The organism is Parasaccharibacter apium, assembly GCF_002917995.1.
GTDB classification, from domain to species: domain Bacteria; phylum Pseudomonadota; class Alphaproteobacteria; order Acetobacterales; family Acetobacteraceae; genus Bombella; species Bombella apis.
In genome coordinates this window covers 36,814-55,397 of record NZ_LMYH01000011.1, presented here as the reverse complement: position 1 = coordinate 55,397, position 18,584 = coordinate 36,814, and the positions used below count along the sequence as shown (strand labels likewise).

Annotated in this window: 10 protein-coding genes, 1 tRNA gene and 1 pseudogene; 4 read left to right on the top strand and 8 right to left on the bottom strand. The window is 54.9% G+C overall.

The genetic code is table 11. The annotated features are described in order from the left end of the window. Window positions 1-832: 832 nt before the first annotated feature. The 3 genes and pseudogenes from ASO19_RS04630 to ASO19_RS04620 all read left to right on the top strand — a co-directional run. Window positions 833-1,599: pseudogene (locus ASO19_RS04630) on the top strand (transposase); the annotation flags it as partial. A 137-nt stretch (window positions 1,600-1,736) separates the two neighbouring features. After that, a complete protein-coding gene (locus ASO19_RS09265) occupies window positions 1,737-1,922 on the top strand; it encodes a VOC family protein (RefSeq protein WP_103765507.1) in 186 nt (61 codons plus the stop codon). A gap of 185 nt (window positions 1,923-2,107) precedes the next feature. Then, on the top strand, window positions 2,108-3,481 hold the full coding sequence (locus tag ASO19_RS04620) for a site-specific integrase (protein ID WP_103765506.1): 1,374 nt from the start codon (window positions 2,108-2,110) through the stop codon (window positions 3,479-3,481). 163 nt (window positions 3,482-3,644) lie between these two features. On the opposite strand, the gene ASO19_RS04615 is transcribed toward ASO19_RS04620, so the two are convergent. The 7 genes from ASO19_RS04615 to ASO19_RS04585 all read right to left on the bottom strand — a co-directional run bounded on the left by ASO19_RS04615 (window position 3,645) and on the right by ASO19_RS04585 (window position 15,934). Continuing rightward, window positions 3,645-6,812, bottom strand: coding sequence for a BPTD_3080 family restriction endonuclease (locus ASO19_RS04615; protein ID WP_103765505.1), 3,168 nt, complete (start codon window positions 6,810-6,812; stop codon window positions 3,645-3,647). Then, window positions 6,812-9,760 carry a site-specific DNA-methyltransferase gene (locus ASO19_RS04610; protein WP_219811873.1) on the bottom strand — a complete coding sequence of 983 codons (2,949 nt, stop codon included), beginning with the start codon at window positions 9,758-9,760 and terminating at the stop codon, window positions 6,812-6,814. Before ASO19_RS04610 ends, ASO19_RS04615 begins: the two co-directional genes overlap by 1 nt. 328 nt (window positions 9,761-10,088) lie before the next feature. After that, window positions 10,089-11,468, bottom strand: coding sequence for a tyrosine-type recombinase/integrase (locus ASO19_RS04605; protein ID WP_146046913.1), 1,380 nt, complete (start codon window positions 11,466-11,468; stop codon window positions 10,089-10,091). Between the two features lie 139 nt (window positions 11,469-11,607). Next, window positions 11,608-12,798 carry a tyrosine-type recombinase/integrase gene (locus tag ASO19_RS04600; RefSeq protein WP_103765503.1) on the bottom strand — a complete coding sequence of 397 codons (1,191 nt, stop codon included), beginning with the start codon at window positions 12,796-12,798 and terminating at the stop codon, window positions 11,608-11,610. A gap of 127 nt (window positions 12,799-12,925) precedes the next feature. After that, a tRNA-Val gene (locus tag ASO19_RS04595) sits at window positions 12,926-13,000 on the bottom strand. Window positions 13,001-13,089: 89 nt separating this feature from the next. After that, window positions 13,090-14,979, bottom strand: a complete 1,890-nt coding sequence (locus ASO19_RS04590; RefSeq protein WP_103765502.1) for a hypothetical protein — start codon at window positions 14,977-14,979, stop codon at window positions 13,090-13,092. Between the two features lie 4 nt (window positions 14,980-14,983). Beyond that, window positions 14,984-15,934 carry a mitochondrial fission ELM1 family protein gene (locus ASO19_RS04585; protein ID WP_103765501.1) on the bottom strand — a complete coding sequence of 317 codons (951 nt, stop codon included), beginning with the start codon at window positions 15,932-15,934 and terminating at the stop codon, window positions 14,984-14,986. Between the two features lie 68 nt (window positions 15,935-16,002). On the opposite strand from ASO19_RS04585, the gene ASO19_RS04580 reads away from it, so the two are divergent. After that, the gene (locus tag ASO19_RS04580) at window positions 16,003-17,160 is read left to right on the top strand and encodes a DEAD/DEAH box helicase (RefSeq protein WP_103765500.1); all 1,158 of its coding nucleotides are present in this window, start codon (window positions 16,003-16,005) and stop codon (window positions 17,158-17,160) included. Between the two features lie 58 nt (window positions 17,161-17,218). On the opposite strand, the gene glyA is transcribed toward ASO19_RS04580, so the two are convergent. Continuing rightward, window positions 17,219-18,514 (bottom strand): serine hydroxymethyltransferase, encoded by a 1,296-nt coding sequence (gene glyA, locus ASO19_RS04575; RefSeq protein WP_081563108.1) that lies wholly within the window; start codon window positions 18,512-18,514, stop codon window positions 17,219-17,221. Window positions 18,515-18,584: the final 70 nt, after the last annotated feature.

The window sequence follows — 18,584 nt, the reverse complement described above, 5'->3', positions numbered from 1 at the left end:
AAAGTGGGGACCACAACAGGACAGTTCAATCCCTCAGATACAGGCTACGCATGATCACCCTATCTTCCAAGCGTATACCATCGCATCACGACAAAGAACGTTCCGTACATTTTTCATCATTCTGCAAACAGGAATGGACAAAAATAAAATGTGATAAATTTTATCTCGTGGAATTGGGCAAGAACAATACCGACAAAACGAAATCCGGTCAGTTCAACCAAAAGCTGTCATTTTAAAAATGAGGACACAAAGTCACCGTCAATTAAAAACAATAAGGCAGCAAAACAACTGCAAAAGCGAAAAACGACATCTTTTCAGGAAAGCCATGGTGGATGCGACAGGGATTGAACCTGTGACCCCTGCCGTGTGAAGGCCGATCCCACACGCTTCTTTATCTTCAAAAAACCCAAGTTTCTCTAGTGGTACAGCTAATCCCGAAGACAAACACACCATGGTTAAAAGGATGAAAAAGCTTATAAATCTGGGTCGCTTCTGGGTCAAGCTTTTGGACGAACCTAAGACAATAAAAAACAAACTTGCAAACCAATTGAGAACTCACCAGACTAAAGCTGATGGGCCGCTACAATTCAGCAGCAGTACTGATCCTGCAGGCCGATAACGTGTCATTGCTACGCAGGATGACGCGCCCTCACCAAGGCATTATGATTAAGCTTGAACAGAGAAATCAGCAAAGTCACGTAATGCGGACTTGGCTGTGCCGAGTGTACGAGAAAACAGGGCCGATCATGTGCATGGAGGGTTCTAAAAACCTCTTGGTATTGAGGCCTACGCTGTGATTCCATTTTCCCGGTTCTGGTTGGAGGAATGAGGAGAAGCGTTTTCTCGGATTGTGGATTTTGAGGTGTTCCGCCGGAGCTGGACAGAGCACTGGCCTATTCAAACGGGAGCAAAGGCGGGTGTCCGCCGTTTGATCTGGTGCTGATGTTCAAGATCCTGTTGATCCAGACACTCAACAATCTGTCCGATGAACGGACAGAATAGCTGATCAACGACCGTCTCTCCTTCATGCGCTTTTTAGGTCTGGGACTGTCGGACCGTGTACCTGATGCCAGAACGGTATGGCTGTTTCGTGAGCGTCTGACACAGGCGGAAGCCATTGATGTTTTGTTCAACCGCTTTGATACGACCCTGCGGAATGCCGGTTATCTGCCGATGTCAGGTCAGATCCTAGATGCTACGCTGGTAGCGGCTCCAAAGCAGCGCAATACCAGTGCGGAGAAGGCGGATCTACGTGAGGGACTTCTTGATCGCAGCAATACGGCGTCTGATGTCTGGGCGGATACAGCCTACCGCTCAAAAGCCAATGAAGCCTTCATGGAAAAGCAGGGCGTTGTCTCGAAGGTTCACAGGAAAAAGCCGCATCTCAAGCCTATGCCATGCCATATCCAGAGATCCAATGCAGGAAAATCCGTTATCCAGTCGCGTGTCGAGCATGTCTTTGCCGATCAGAAATCACAGACGGGGCTGTTTGTCCGAACCGTAGGCATAACGCGGGCCACCATGAAGGTCGGGCTGGCCAATATCGTCTATAATATGCGCCGCTTTCTCCTCTTGGAGCGGATTAACACGAGCGCGTAGCAATACAGAGCGTGCCCCCCTCGCTCTGCTCAAAACCCAGAGCGAAAATCAACACATCAAAAGCCTGAAATCAGGCACAAGAAAAGTCAGACAAAGGTTTTTAGAACCCCCCCACCTCACGAACATGGAGACGTGTTATGTCCACCTTATCCGTTATAGCGATCGATCATCTTGTTCTGAACGTCAATGACATTGATATATCATTCGACTGGTATGTAAATATTCTTGGAATGCACGGGGAAAAAGCATTTCGCACAAAACCGGGTCCAACCATGCCTACATCTTCCCAGAATGCTTCACCAATGTTAAAAAGAAAAATCTAATTGGAAGACAGCTCATTATATTCTCTACGCCATTTCAATAAGTTAGAAAAGTGTCACTACGGGTTGATGCAGGTTCGAGTCCCGCAGTTCGCACCACAGACACCTGAAATAGCACGATTTTTCGGCTGAATGAGGGGCAAAGGCTGTCTTTGCTCCATCGTCCTTCCCCACCGAGGGAAGATTTTATGCTCCGCGTCCGAGGCACCACCTACCACTTCCGCCGTATCGTTCCCCCTGCCCTGCGAGTAGCCTTAAAACGGCGGGAAATCTGGGTTTCCCTGAAAACCGGCTACCAGAATGAAGCCCGCAAACGGGCATCCCTCCTTCACGCCAGAACCACTGAACTGTTCTCTCAGACCCATCTGGCCCTCTCTGAACCAGACGCTTTAAGCAGGCTTGAGGGACTGCGGGTTTCACTGCGGGATTTGCAGAGCGTGAACCTGCCTTCATCTGCTCATGAAACGGGGTCCGTGCCAGTTTCAGCACCGAGGCCAAAACCCCGAACAGTGAAGAAACCAGCCAGAGCACCCAAAGCCCAACCTTTAATGCTCTCCGGTGCCCTGAAACGCTTTGTCTTGGACAGCCCCCATGCCAGTGCTGACACCAAGAAAGCGACCCAGCGGGCCGTAGACCTTTTCCTGCAAGCCTTTGGAGATGCGCCCGTGTCCATCATAGGGGGCGAAAAAGCTGGGGCATTCCGTGACCTCCTGTTTTCACTGCCTGCATCACTGGGCAAACGCAAAAGCAGTCTTACCCTTGAGGAAGAAGCACAGAGAGTCAGAGAGGAAGGTTTACAGACCCTGAGCGGGAAAAGCGTCAAGAACCATATGATGCGCCTCTCTGCCCTCTGGAACCAGTTACACCAGAGGGAGTTGGTCACACGTAACCCGTGGACAGGCTGGAATTTTGAGAATGGGCAGAAGACCGTCAGGAGAAGCTGGACAGCAAAAGAACTCGCTTTGCTGGCCTCTGCCTCATGGCACAGCACTTCGGTGCCAGAACAGACCTTCAGGCTGGTCACCCTTATTGCAGCCTATTCTGGTATGAGGCTGGGCGAAATCTGCACCCTACGCAAGGAAGACCTCCAGACCGTTGACGGTATCCCTTGCTTCCTTATCCGACCTCACACCGAAACCGGCTGGGCACCCAAGACAGAAGCTGGCACTCGTATGGTGCCAGTCCATTCAAAACTGATTGAAGCCGGTGTGCTGGTGCTGACAGAGACCACGGAAGGCCCCTACCTCATTCCCGGCTTGGAAACCTCAAAACAGGGTGTCAGGAGCGCCGCCCTTGGCAGGGCTTTCTCATTACTCAAAACCCGTATCGGCCTGCCGGCAGAAATCACCTTCCACTCGTTCCGGCATACCGTCTCCACCCAACTCAGAAACGCGGATGCCAACATCCGAGAGGTGTGGATTGACCGTCTCCTTGGCCATGAAGCCACCCATAAAAGTCAGGGCACCACAACCTACCTGACCAGCATTTCAACAGCCAACCTCAAGCAAACCATAGAGGCAATCAGCTACCCGGAAACAGCCTTTGCAAACATGACGATTTAAAAGGGAGCCAGCAGTGCTCAATGGCTACCCATTGAGCATCTGGCAAGGGGGAGATACCCCCCGTTGACCCCCTTTTTTCTGTCGCCCGCAACGATGGGGAGCAATTCGCCCGTTTTAGCTATCAGCGCGACTATCCCCGACGTTATTAAACCAACCTGTATTACTAGGCTGTTAGCTCGAAAGAACCGTCTGTGCTTTTCGCAACTGTATATGTATTGAGTGCCTCGGCGACACGGCCTGGATCAGTCACGAACAGGTATGCCCATTCGCCATAAGTGCCCAGTCGGTTAACGCCGCTGACCCAGCGTACGCCAGCCTTTGCTTTGGTGTCCGCGCTATCTGTAACCTGCCCCTTGATTTCGACAATCACGTTTATGCTCTTGTCGGTCACAACGATGAAGTCGGGAATATAACGGGCTTGAATGCCACGATTGCGATAGGGAATGAAGAAACCCAGCCGGTCGTTCTTGACCCAGCGACGGACACCCGGATGGCTATCGAGCAAGAAAGCAGCGCTTTGCTCCCATCGCTTTGTGTCTGCAACCATCGCGTTTAGGTGGCATCGAGTCACGGGATATATCGGTTTGGTTGTGTAAAAATCCACGTAAAGTGTGCTGCCACACCCGGCAGCGCCCTGCGGGATGACGGCCACTTCAGCATCCGATGTCGAAGAGCCTTTCTTGGTCGAAGAGCCTTTCTTGATCGCTTCCAACAGCGCACCAACGGCCGCCTGCATATACTCGCCGACCAGCAGCACATCGCATGGCTGACTGTCGCCCTTGCGGTGCAGTTTTTCGACGAGAAAGCGTTTGGCGGCGAAGGCGACTTTGGGAAACAAGACCTGCATCGGCACTGCCGCAGCACCGTTATCGACGGTCCAGCGGGCGCAAATCTCTTTCGCCAGCCGAAAAGCTACCTGCTGCTCACGGAACATCGCCCGCCAGTCCTGTAAAGATAGGACTGGCTTTTCGCCGGGGCCGTAGGGGGCAAGTGTGCCATCTGGCGCGGTGAGAGGGGTTAACTCCACGGTCTGCGGAATCTTCATCGGATCGATGGTGACTTTCGCCACCTGTTCCCAATCGACGAAAACATCGAACTGGCCAGACTGGTAATAGCCAGTGACAACTGGAAACGTGATCTCGAATTCGGCTTTTTCTGGTACGGAGTAGATATGGTTAGGATCAGGCTGCGGGGGCGTAGGGCCGGGTGGCGACACCTTGAATGGGATCAGTTCGAACGGCACGCCGAAAACCTTAGCGGTTTCCTCGGCGAACATCTGCGTTTCCTCGTTGAGTGCATAGTTCTTACGCCGCAACGCACGTCCGACCACCTGCTCACAAAGAAGCTGCGAACCAAATGGGCGCAAACCGACAATATGCGTGACGGTGTTAGCATCCCAGCCCTCGGCCAACATGGCGACTGACACGATGCATCGCACATCGCGGCCCGGCGGAATCCGCTCATCGATCCATTTAAGCGAGCCGTCGTTATCGTCACTCGCCGCCTTGTCGTTGTGCTTGCGGACAAGCTCGGCCCATTCGTCTGGCACCTTGCCACCCGGCCATTCAGCCTTACCGATGGTGTCGAGAATGAAGCGGAGGCGACGGGTTTCATCCTTCGAGCCACCTTCCTCGATGTCCTCGATCACCTTGGAATCAATGCGAACCGTTACTTCTTGACCAAGTGTATTCCGGAACCATACCGGAGCCTCACCATACCCGCCTTCGCCTGTGGCAAGCCAGCCATGTACTTCTCGCGCAACGGCAGTATCACGACAGACGACAATGAATACCGGGGGTACCGGGTGTTTGTGCTGCGCTTTGGCAAACTGCTCCCATTCGAGAAACCTTTGGTGCCATTCGATTGCCAGAAGATTGATGGGGGCGCTTGCGTAGTTCATGACAATTTCCGGCGTAATGTTTGTGCCAAAACCATCTTCCTTCGCTTTAGCCTGCACCCAACGCCAGATATTGAAATAAGCAGCTTCTTCAGCGCCACTTACATCACGGGATGGCAGTTGTGGGATCTTCACAAGGCCGGATTCGATGGCGTCCAGCAATCCGAAGTCGGACACAACCCACGGGAAGGGCTTGCCAACCTCGTTTCCTGAACCTTGAATGTAGAAAGGCGTGGCGGACAAATCGACGCAAAGGGTGACGCCACGACGACGGCTGCCGCCAGCTAGTTTGTGGATGCGGTCAAGGCCCTCGATCCAGATGGTCGCCTCACGGGCATTCTTCTTGGCGAGGTCTTTGTCCTCATCCAACGTCTGTTCGTCGCCTTCGGCATTATCACCGCGCCTGTAGGCGTGGTGGGCTTCGTCGTTGAAAATCAACCAATGCGGACTGCGGCCTTTGCCACTACCAAGCTCGCGACGGATGCGTTTGAACCATGCAGCGTCAGACTCAAAATACTTGGTTTCGATAGTTTCGTTCGCCTTACCAGCGTTCTTCACCACTTCGACCGGTTCACCTGCCTTAACGACCTTGGCAGAATCGCCGTTGACAGTGTTGCTTTCCTTCTTGGCAAGGCGGTGCCAGTTGGCAATCATCACCTCGCCACGCCGTAATTCCTCCATGCGGTGCGGCGGCACAAGCTGGCGGGTTCGGTAAAGGCTTAGGTCACCAAGAGCGGGGTCCAGTTCCTGAAGGCGCTCCCGAATGGTGACGTTGGGGCAGACGATCAGGATCGTATCAGAGAAACGGTCATCACGCGGTGCGGCAACGCGGTTCAGGATCGACCATGAGGCGAGCATTCCCATGACGGTCGTTTTGCCGGAGCCGGTTGCCATTTTGCAGGCGTAGCGGAGGAAGGCACGCACCCCCTCTGCCTTCGTCGCCAGACCCGGCTCATCCTTCGGAATTTCGGGGATGCCCTTGCGATAGATATCGGCGGCCTCGACCAGAAAGATGATAGTCTCGGCGGCCTCAATTTGCGCGAAGAACAGGCGCTGCATTCGTTCGTCACTGCGCCAGAGGTCTAGCAACTCCTTCGTCACCAATGATGCGCCATCATAGGCGACGCTACCGGAGCGCGTTCCTTCGCGCCATTCCTTTACACGCTCGCGGATGAGGTTGACGATTTGCAGTTCAACCTCTTCTCCTTTCACATCCTCGAAGAGATCGGCTTCAGCACGGCCACGCCGTCCCCGGCCCGAATGTTCGGGAACGCGATAGAAGTAGCTGGCCCGACGTCGCCCGTTGGCCTTTACGGGCACCTTGCCGCGCTCAATCTGCCAATGGCATTGGGGCTCGATGAAGGGCGAGTTGATAATCGGAGATTCGACCTCTGGAACGGTAACCGTCGGTTCTTGCTTTTGCCGCGCGCCCATCAGTTATCGCCTCCCGGCGTCTTGACGGTCATCAATTCATTGCCGCGCTCGTCGATGACCTTGACCGCGATGCGTCGCTTATCGCCAAGCGTGAATGGCTCGCTTACCGTCCCGGCCAGATGTTCCCATACGTTTTCGGCGAATTGTCCTTTGAGGGATTTTTGCAGGTTATCCCATGCGCTTGTCTTTGGGAAAAATACTTGCGAGGCGAAGAATGCCATGCCGTTATAGTTGGTATCGAGCATCCAGCATGGCAGATTTTCCGCCTTCACTTCGTCCGTTTTCATCGTATCGGGGCGGAAAATGTCCAGCCCCTTGATGACAACGCGGTGAAGCGGGGTCCCGTCCTTGTTCTTGCCAGCTTCTTCCAGCCGCACGTCCGGGAGACCGGTAATCGAGAAAATCTCGCTCGACCTGCTGGTTTTGAGCAAGTCGGACATCACCACGTCCGGCGTAACGGCGATGTAGATGGTGGGCAGTTTCAACTTCGCCAGCATCCCCCGCGCATTGGCGTCGATGGCGAAGCCGAACAGGAAGAGTTGGCTATAGCCCTGCCGTAACGCCTCAGTTTGGGCGTTGAACACATATTCGGAACCGATCGCGCCATCTTCGGGACCGAACACGATGGCGATGCGCTTCTCCGTGCCGTTACGGGCGGTTCCCTCGGCATGGAGATATTCACGGTCGGCAAGTGGGCTGACGGTTTCCAGTTCCACAGTGATATTGCCGGGCAAATTGAGCGTTTTGCTCTGGCGCAGCACCTCGATCATACGATCCAGGTAGGCGCGCGGACTATCGCTTGTCGGGTGCGGCGACGGGGCGGTGAAATCTTCCTCCATATTCATCGCCGCTTGAATGGTGGCTTCGACCGTGAAGGGGCCACAAATGCGGGTGACCTTGTCGTTCACCTCGGCGCGGTCGATGATTGTTTCCAGCTTTGGGTCTTCATCGTTGGCGATGGATTTGAGTGTGATGCGCGGAACAAGACCGCCGACTTCCACGCCCTTATTGTTCCGCTTGCGCTCATAGATGAAACCGCCTGCAGGGCCTTGGGCTGGATTCCTGAGCCTATACCATGGGAATGTGCTAGTCAGAAGACGCTGCCGGGCCAGCGCAATCGGCACGCGCGATGTATCTACGGTGATCCAACGCCGGCCCCATTGTTCGGCCGCGTAGGCGGTGGTGCCCGAGCCGCAAGTGATATCCAACACGAGGTCGCCTGGCTCGGTCGTCATGTGGATGCACCGCTCGACAACCTTCACCCCGGTCTGAACAACATACACTTTATCGTCGGTGAAACTGCCGGTGATGGTGTCGGTCCAGATATTGCCCAGTTGCTGGAAGGGAAAGTCGTCTGCGTAGCGTCGATAGCGGACGCTATTTTTGGCGACATGGATGCGCCCCGCCTTACCCAGCCTGTTCATTCCGTCTGGGTAGTTGGCTTTCCAGTGCGAATTGCCACCGGGCAGATATGTTTTGCCTTCAAACTCGAAGGGTTGAGGCTCGGAGGCGGCGCTCTGCGACTGAATGTTATCGGGATTGTAGAGCTTGGCATCTTTAGGCAATTCGGCTTCGCCGCGCTTTTCAGCGGCATTGACCCCTCGGTAGCTCCCATCTGGCAACAAAACCCATGTCGCATTGCCTTTTCCGAGTTCGATGGGCTGCGGCTGGAAAATCTTATTATAGCGAACGGTATCCTTGTCCTTGGAATACCAAAGCAAAAAGTCGCCCATCGTGGGCAAAGTCGTAGAATCGAAACCTGATGTCGTTTGAAAGCTGATTTGCGAGACAAAACCACCGGGAAATACCTCATCCAGAATTTCCCGAACATGATGTACGTTGTCGTCGGAAATCTGAACAAAGATTGAACCGGAAGGAGTCAGTAGCTCGCGCGCCAGCATTAATCGGTCACGCAGATAGGTCAGATAGGAGTGAAGCCCCAGTTCCCATGTATCCCGGTAGGCTTTCACCATTTCTGGTTCACGGATCATTTCGTCGTCGGAGCCGTGGTTGACCCGGTTCTTGCGAACGAAGGGCTGAAAGTTCGATCCGTATTTCACGCCGTAGGGTGGATCGAAGTAGAGCATCTGCACCTGACCACCCATCCCCTCATATTCGAGCAAAGAGTTCATAACCTGCAACGAATCCCCAAGGACAAGGCGATTGGTCCATGGCCCCTTATGCTCGTAGGCATCCAATCTGTCGGCAACGTCCAAGTCCGTGTCGCCGAACAGGTCGAGATTGGTGCCGACTGCCTTGTGAGATTGCAGGGTATCGAGGATAGCTTGGGTGGAATGGCGCTCGTGAACGAACAGAGGAAGCGTGGGCACTGAGATCTGTCGGCGCTCGGCCTTACCTGCCCAATTCAGGAAGGGTTTCGTGAGGTCGCGTAACCGGTCTGCGCATTGCGAAAGAGAACGAAAGCGCTCATTTGTTCCCTGCCATACCTGCGGCTGGGCAAACACGGTGGCCTCGCCCTTGTCTGCTGCTTCGGCTATCAGCGCCAGCAGCCACTCCGCAAAGTCACGCTCCTCATTTTCATCCCATGCCAGTTCGGGGGCGAGACTTGAATCGTAACGGTAGGTTTTCGGTGTCTTCTTATTTGAGAACTGTGCTTCCATCCCAACATCCGGGCGCATTATAGCCTTGTCCGGATAAAGATAGGCATTGGCGCCTGGGGAATCGATTGTAGGCGATGCGTGTGGCTGTCCCGACGTTGATTTGCTGAGCGACTGGGCGACGGGCTTTGCGCGAGCAACGGAGCCCCCGCGCCCTTTGCCCTTTATAAGCAAGCCTTCGGCGGCTAATTCATCCCTCTCCGCCTGATAGCGGCTTTCTTTTAGCTTCGGCAGATGCTCTTGCAGAGCGGTCAGTAAGCGCTGATTTCCGATGCTCGATCCGTCTTCAGGGAGAAGGGAAAGAATAAGGTCTCTCAAGGAGTCGGCCATGGCAGTACGTTCAGCTTTCTGTGTTAGGCTTGATTATGGGAAGCATATCTTTTCTGGAATACTGTGTCAGCCCTGCAAGAGAAATGGTCCCGGTTTTTCGAAAAGGTGCATAAGCTATAATTTGGCCTGAGAGAGGACTGGCTTTATGGGCAAAGCTCCACATAAACAGATCAGATTTCATACGATAAAGGGGGTCAACGGGGGATGGTCACTCCCCCTTGCCCGCTGTCGAATGGGTAGCCATTCGACACTGCTGGCATAAAGTTACGGAAGGTCGGACACGAAACAGAAGAACATCGTTACATGAAGGAGAAATGCAGCTTCAAAATCACAGGCTGTCAGAGAGAGATGTGAAGAAATTTACAAGAAGGGATTTGGATTTTTTATCATTTCTGATGCGCTCAATCAGGTTCGCAAGAGCTGTCTGCTCTTTCTGGTCAGCTTCCAGCACGGCAGTATCGGAAGGAGGAGACGATCCCTGTTGCGCTGCCTGTCCGTCCCGGCCGTTCTGGACCTGTAACTGCTGCACGGTGTCATGAATATCCCGGGGACTGGCATGGGAGTAGCGGGCCAGGGAGCGTTCATCCTTGTGGCCGGTGTAGCTTTTGGTCAGGGTGCTGTTATAGCGACAGTCACGGGCAATGCGCGTTGTCGCCTCATGTCTCAGATCATGCAGACGAATGTCTTGCAACCCGGCTTCCCGTGCTGCCCTGGCAAATATCTTGCTGTATGTGGCTTCGGTTTGATAGCGGGTAAAAATGCGTGCTTCCGGGTCGGGTGCCCGACCATGGATTGCCTTATAGTGCTGTCTCAAACGCTGAATCTGTTCACACGCTGTCCGGGTAAGCGTGCGGATTTGTCCGCCTTCCTCATCGTCGTGAGCCTCGGTCTTGTGATGGGGAAGGGTTAATCTGTAATTGGCAGGATCGACATCGCCCCATGTCAGATTGAATGTCTCCTGCCGCCTTGTGCCCTGATTGAGAGAGAAGGTGAAAAATTCCACGATATCGGAAGCATCCTGCGCGGGAATATGGGACAGGATGGCGGCAAACTCGTCATCCGTAACGCGACGCTTTCGTTTCCTGTCAGCGCCCTTGAGTTTCCTGACGGTTTTTACGACATTTTCAAAATCGGCATCATGCTCCTCATTGAGGTGATCAATGACGACGGAAAGCAGGTTGATGTATTTATTGACCGTCGCCCGGGAGCGCGTTTTTCCCCCGAGTGGTCTTTTACCCTTCACGCGGCCCTGTCCCCGTAATGAGGCTTGCCCTGTAGGCACCGTGTAGGGAGCCTGCATGTCCTTTCTGAATTTCGTGACGTCACTGCGTTGCAGCTCTTCCAGGGGGAGGCGCAAAAAAGGAAACTGCTCTAGGTTCTGAAGCAGGAAATTGATGTAGCCCTGATAACTGGTCTTTTTCTCGGCCCTGTAATGAAGGTCCAGCAGCCTTAACCCGCTCTCTAGGGTCATCCCGCAAAATTTGACGCTGCCATGATCCCGGGATGAACGGAGTTTCAATTCCTCTTTCTGTGCAGCCTGCCAGCGCATGGCCGTCTTCAGGTTGTCCTGTAGGGTTCGTCCGGATGAGAAGGTTCTCTCATGACGCTTCCCCTGAAAGCTGAACCGTGCCTGAATGGCCGTCTTCCCCCGCTGGCGCATACCAGCGGGGAAAACAGTCCCTTCATATTTGTTGGCAGGTCCAGGCAAGGCTTTTCCCCAGTTGTCTCAGACAAAATCTTTATTTGAGACAAAGGTATGGAATAATAAACTTACAAAAAAAGCACTTTTTTCAGTTTACCCTAAATTTCCGTTGCAGTTTGTTGAAGAAATGGATGCGCATTCATGGTTATTCATGCTGAATGGCATTCCTGGACATGAGCATGGCTATGCTGTTGGTGCTTGTATGGGTATAACGGGCCAGGGAGGCATCATCCCGATGGCCGGTAACACGCTTGATGAGGGAAGTATTATGACCACAGAGGGCAGCAATCCGCGTTGTGGCCTCATGCCGGAGGTCATGCAGGCGGATGTCTTCCAGTCCGGCCTCTTTGGTCGCGCGCCTGAAGGCAAGGCTGTAACCATCCACTCTCGCATAGGCATTGAAGACCTTTTGGGAGGCAGTAACACGGCCTGCCTCCTCCCTGAGCCGTAACAGCAGGTCCCGCGCCTTGCCGGTCATGACACGAACCTGCCCGCCAAGTTCCTGGTCGTAATTCATCGTCTTGTGTTTGGGAAAGCGAATGGCGTGATTGTCAAAATCGACGTCGCCCCAGGTCATGTTGAAGGCCTCTGAGCGTCTTGTGCCCTGATGGAAGCAGAAACAGATCAGGGCTGCCGCATGTCTGGCTGTGGGGCCTTTGAAATGCCGGAGGATGAGGGTCAGCTCCTCGTCACTGACGCGGCGGCTCCGGCGCTTGTCGGCATTCTTGATATGGGCGACGTAATCTGAAGAAGCATAGTTGGTCAGCTCAGCATCGTGTTCGCGATTCAGAAAATTGATGGCAACTTCAATCAACCCGATCCGTTTGTTGATCGTCGCAGCGCATAATCCCTTTTCCTTCATGCTTTCACGAAACTGGCGAATATGAACCGCGCGCAATGTGCCTAACTTGCACTGCACAAGGGGAAGCTTTTTCCAGCGTTTGAGGAACGAGGAAATATGGGACACGTAACTGACCTTCCCCTGTTCGATATGATACTGCCCAAATTTTCTCAGAAGATCAGCCACTGTCCATTCGGCAAACGGGGAAGACGAAGAAACAGTCTCCACAGGAACAGGATCAGCCAGTGGAACAACTGGCTGACCAACACCTTGTGGAACGTCCTGAGACGCCTTTTGAACGGCCTGCCAAGCGATGGCGGCATCCAGGTTGGTGAAAATATCGGAACTGTCAGAAAAACTCCTCGCGAGACGCCGACCCTGGACGCTAACGCGCGCTTCTATGGTCACACTCCCTCGCAGGCGAAACCCTGCATGTTTTTCCAGACGACGTTTCAGCTTCTTCCGAGCTGCCACGGACAGGGCAATAAAAGCCATCCAAGCTTCTCCCTGACCCACTCTTATGACCACAAAAACGGTTAAACTTGGGTCAAATTTGGGTCAATCGCTAAGAGATGCTCTGTCTCGGAATAGCGAAAAACGGCAGTTTTCTGGGGAAAAAGCGTGGTGGATGCGACAGGGATTGAACCTGTGACCCCTGCCGTGTGAAGGCAGTGCTCTACCGCTGAGCTACGCATCCGTCTCTTTGGATGAGCGCCTTATACCGCTCTCCCCTAACGCTTGCAAGAGCAATAAGGGAGAACGGTACAGATTATTTCAATAACCCTCTCAAAAACCAAACATGTGATCCAGAGAGAAACTCCCAACGCCATTCTCCAGCCCATGATACCCGAACAGACGGCAGGTCAGGTCCCGTATGAGAACATACCCCCCCTCTCCTGCCTTCTGTAACAGCTCCGCATCAAAAAGCTCATGAGGCTTCAGAAGCCAGGAACCGGAAGGCTGAATACTGATGGTCTCCTGCGCCACTTCAGCCCCATTGGCAGCGTGAAGATGCAGACAGGTCCTGGAAGGCTGACGCCCATCCCGCAGGGACGTGGGATAGATCAGATGGCAGAAGCTTTTCAGGGTAACACCATCAAGCTTCTGCCCCAGCTTCAGGAACAGCCGGGTGGTCAGGCCCGGCGGTGGACCTGCATAGGACTGCGGCTCATTCCGCCAGGTCATCATGGTGTTGAAAATATGTCCACCAAAACTGGTTTCGGCGGCATGATCTGTCCCGATATGGCGATAACGCATCAGCGCATGAGGCCAGCCATCTCCCTCCCCCCCATCACGGAAATCATAGACCAGCTCCGCATGACCGGACTGATTCATCAGTTCATGCAGGGCCACGGCTCCCTGATGATTCCGGGGCAGATTACCCAGAAAATGACTGCCACAACTCTGACCTGCTTCATCAAACAGATCCAGCCTCATCGGCAGGCTCTCCAGAGCTTCCGACATGGGGGTCGGCTGGACGAAACTCGTATAGACAGCCGGGTCCGGCACCGGAAAAGGCAGAACGAAACCACGCCCAAGCAACGGGGACATCGTGCGGATTGCCGGGTCCGGCAGCAGGTCGGCACGCTCAACATTCATATGGGCAATACGGGTCCGGCCCCTCTGCACAACCTCGTAGCGGGGCCGCACCAGATGCTGCCCGGAACGAAGTTCAAGCTGGGCTGGCCATTCCAGATCAGGAAACAACGCTCCCACATCAACAGCGACCGTCTCATAAGGTCCGATAACCTGCTTTACCGCACGATGCTCTTCCTCGCCCATCGGGTTCAGCGTGATCGCCCCTGACGGAATGGCCGTGCCATGACTGTTCTGTATCCAGAGGCGGACCGTCTCCTCGTCGTCTGGAGCTGGCAATGTGGCAAACCGCATGGAAGGCCAGGCATTGGCATCATGGGTAACAGACAGGCTGGGATCACCATTCCGGCCAAAGCTGTCCAGCGCATATTTCACGACATCATGGCCTTTCGCCCCGATGACATGAATGAAAAGCTGTCCAACAAAATCTGGCAGGCCAAACTGTTTCTTCACCGTGCGGCTGTCAATCACTACACCCGCATCAGCCTCTTCCACCTCCTCAAACCATTCAGCCAGAACGTGACCAGTAACATCAAAGAGCCGCAACCAATAGCGGATCGTTTCTGCACCATAATTCGACCAATAATTCGCCGTAACCAGCCTGGTGCTGAACTGTTCAGTTTCCCGGAAAAAGGCAAAATTGGTCGCAAAATTGCATTTGTCCAGATAAGGCCGCCGGTAAGGCAGAAATTTATCCGGCAACCGTGCATCCCCCAGAGTATGAAGAGGCTTCCCTCCGAGAAATCCCCCAAGACGGGACCGCATCCTGGCATCATCAAAAGACAGGGCCAGGACCGCATCCGCATCAATCTCGGCAATGTGGACGACAGCCTTTTTCTGCCCGCCAAATCCATCAGGCTGCCCGACCTGCTCGCTATCATGCGTCAGGATGACGGAAGGCTGAAGAGCAGGATACAGCCCGCATACTGTCGGCAGGTACCCCTCCGGGTCATAAACGGCAAGAGAGCAGTGCTGAAGCGTCTGCTCCAGCTCTTTCATTCCCTCTACAACCAGAGGGTGAGACAAAGCCTTATAAAGGACGTTCCCCCCCTGCGGGCCAAATGTCTTGATATCCAGCATTGGGTCATCCTTCCTGATTGAACTGAATACGGCGATGTATTTCTTCTGCTGCCAGAGAAGTATCGTCAAGTCTTTTACAAGGATAAAACGAAACGTTTCTTAAAGAAGACTGCACACGTCCCTCTTTTTCAAGTATCTCGACGAACCTCTCAAGCCTTGAAGACCGACCCTTCAATGGCAGAATACAGACAGGGCGATCCGTCGCCACTGCTTCGGAGATCATGGATACACTATCCTGCGTCACAGCCAGAGCATCAGCGCAGGCCAGCAGTCCCATATAAGGATTCTCATTCCCTTTTCCTTCCATCACGACACCCCCCAGAGGCATCAGGCGCTCCCGCAGCACCTCCAAAGCCTGCCGTGATGTCCGTCTGGATGGTGTCAGCACGCAGCGAACACCAGTCACCTGCATGAAACCGGCCAGCTTCTCCGACAGGACCGCAGCTTCGGCCTCTTCCAACCTGTACCGCCCATTGGAGCCACCCAGAAGCACCCCCAACACCTTTTCTGCCCCTGCCCGGATACGATCCTTCCACAGCTTGCCAGCTTCTTCCAGACGGGCCGGTGTAACATCATGCATGGCTGTACGGACTGAAAGCACATTCGGCCCCTCAAGCCGGTCATGCTGACTGGCCACGACAAGAGCAAAGGGGGAGAGTTTCACTCGTGGGTGTTGTATCTGCACTACTGGCAGACCGTACCGTTTTCCGAGAGCCGCCCCGGCCACGCCGCCCTTTCCACCCACGCTGATGATGAGACGGGTTGCAGAAGAAAGGCTGAATGGGGCAAAAAGACCCAGAGAATGCGGCCAGAAACGGACGGACAGACGTGAGACCAGCCTTCCCCTGTTGGTGATGACAGGATGGAACTCCCACGAAAAACCCGTCCGCTCTGCCAGCCCTCGCCCCTGGGATCTCATTCCGGCGAAATCTTCAGCTATGATGGCTGCATGCATTCCTGATCTCCTGCGGGTATGGTCCCGTGCATCACATCGACATCCCTCTTCTGGCAAGAACAGCATTCATGACACAAACAGATTTTACAGACCTCGGCCTTTCAGACGAGCTGGCACAGGCCGCCTGGAAAGCAGGCATGGCCAGACCAACCCCCATACAGCAGCAGGGCATCCCCCCCCTGCTGGCGGGGCGTGACGTTCTCCTGCCCGGCCAGACCGGCACGGGCAAGACGGCAGCTTTCGTCCTGCCCGCCCTCCAGAAACTGGCCATCCTCAAACAGGACGGAACTGCCGGGTCCATTCCACGGGTCCTGATCCTAGAGCCAACCCGTGACCTCGCCATGCAGACAGCCGGGGTTTGCCGTCAGCTGGGCCGTCAACTTCCCCTTCGCACGCGGGTCATCTGTGGCGGCGTGCCCCGTGACCAGCAGGCACGCTCACTGGAACAGGGAGCCGACATCATCGTCGCCACACATGGCCGCCTTCTGGACTTCGTGGAGAAAGGCGAACTGTCGCTGGAACACATCATCTATCTGGTGCTGGATGAGGCTGACCGTCTTCTGGATGAAGAATTCTCCGCCAGCATGACGGCTCTCGTGCCCTATATCGCCGACCGGCCCCAGACCATCTTCTGTTCCGCCACGCTGCCGGAACCTGTCATGGCACTGGCAAAACAGGTTACGAAAGACCCCGTGCGGGTGGAACCCGGCGAGGAAGAGGTCACGCCACGGCGCATCCGCCAGCAGGCCCTGTTCATCACCGAGGCGCAGAAAGACACCCTGCTCCTGACACTTCTGGAACGTTCAGGAGCACAAGCCAAAGACGGAACGGGTCGAAGCATCATCTTCACGAAGACGAAGCAGAAGGCCGATTCCGTCGCAAAACTCCTGAGAAAAACCGGATACAGGGCCATTGCCCTGCATGGCGGGCAGACGCAGGGAGACCGCAAAAAGACTCTGGACCGCTACCAGAATCAGACCGGGTCCATCCTCGTGACAACGGACATTGCCGCCCGCGGACTTGATATTGACGACATCCAGCTCGTCGTGAACATGGACCTGCCCCAGACGCCAGAACTCTACATTCACCGCATCGGCCGGACAGCCCGCGCGGGAAAGCAGGGGCGGGCCGTCACGTTCGCCACGCTGGAAGAACGGACCCGCCTGCGGGATATTGAGAAGCACATCCAGTACCGCATCCGCATCATCACGACGGAAACGCTATAGAACGGCCTTCCTGCCGGGGGCTGACTTGCACGCCCTCCCCCGGCAGAACTGAACATGATCAGGCAGACGCACGATCATAGATCGGGAAGCGAGCACACAGCTCCTTCACATCCTTGCGGATACGCTCGAAGGTAGCGTCATCATTCTCATCAGCGCTCAGCACGGCATCAATCATGCGAGCCACCTGACGGAACTCTGCCTCACCGAAACCACGGGCCGTGGCGGCCGGGCTGCCCAGACGCACGCCAGAGGTGACGAAAGGCTTTTCCGGATCGAACGGCACGGCATTCTTGTTGGCGGTGATGCCAGCACGTTCCATAAGGGCCTCGGCCTTCTTGCCGGTCACCTTCTTGGGGCGCAGGTCCACCAGCACAAGATGAGTATCCGTACCACCCGTCACGATATCGAACCCACATTTCAGCAGCTCGTCAGCCAGCGCACGGGCATTTGCCTGCACACGCTGCTGATATTCCTTGAACTCACCCTGCAGGGCCTCACCGAAAGCTACAGCCTTACCGGCGATGACGTGCATCAATGGGCCACCCTGGAGACCAGGGAACACCGCAGAGTTGATCTTCTTGGCGATCTCCGCATCGTTGGTCATGATGATGCCGCCACGGGGGCCACGCAGCGTCTTATGTGTCGTGGAAGTCGTGATATCAGCGTGAGGAACCGGGCTGGGATAGAGGCCAGCCGCCACAAGCCCGGCGAAATGGGCCATGTCCACCATCAGATAGGCACCGACCTCATCAGCAATCTTGCGGAAACGGGGGAAGTCGATCACGCGGGGATAGGCCGAGCTGCCCGCCACGATGATGCGGGGTTTGTGCTCACGGGCCAGACGCTCCATCTCCTCGTAATCGAGCAGGCCGTCCTCGCCACGCACACCGTACTGCACAGCCTTGAACCATTTGCCGGAATAGTTCGGGGCTGCACCGTGGGTCAGGTGGCCACCGGCGGCAAGGCTCATGCCGAGGATGGTGTCACCCGGCTTTGCCAGTGCCATGAAAGCCGCCTGATTGGCATTGGCACCGGAATGGGGCTGGACATTGACGAATTCAGCACCGAAAAGTTTCTTCAGACGGTCGATGGCAAGATTCTCGACCTTGTCCACATCAACGCAGCCACCATAATAGCGGCGACCCGGCAGACCTTCGGCATATTTGTTGGTCAGGACGGACCCCTGAGCCTCCATTACGGCGAAAGACGCCATGTTCTCAGAAGCGATCAGCTCGATGCCATCCTGCTGGCGTTCAAGCTCGGCATTCAGGATCGCACTGACTTCATGATCCCTCTCCTTGAGGGGGGCATGAAAGAAAGAATGCAGACCGGCCTGATTGGTGCTTTTGGACATTGTCATCCATCTCCCGCAAAAAAACTCTTTTCTTTCTATAGGCGCGAGAGCTAAGCGCGTCTATCGTTGC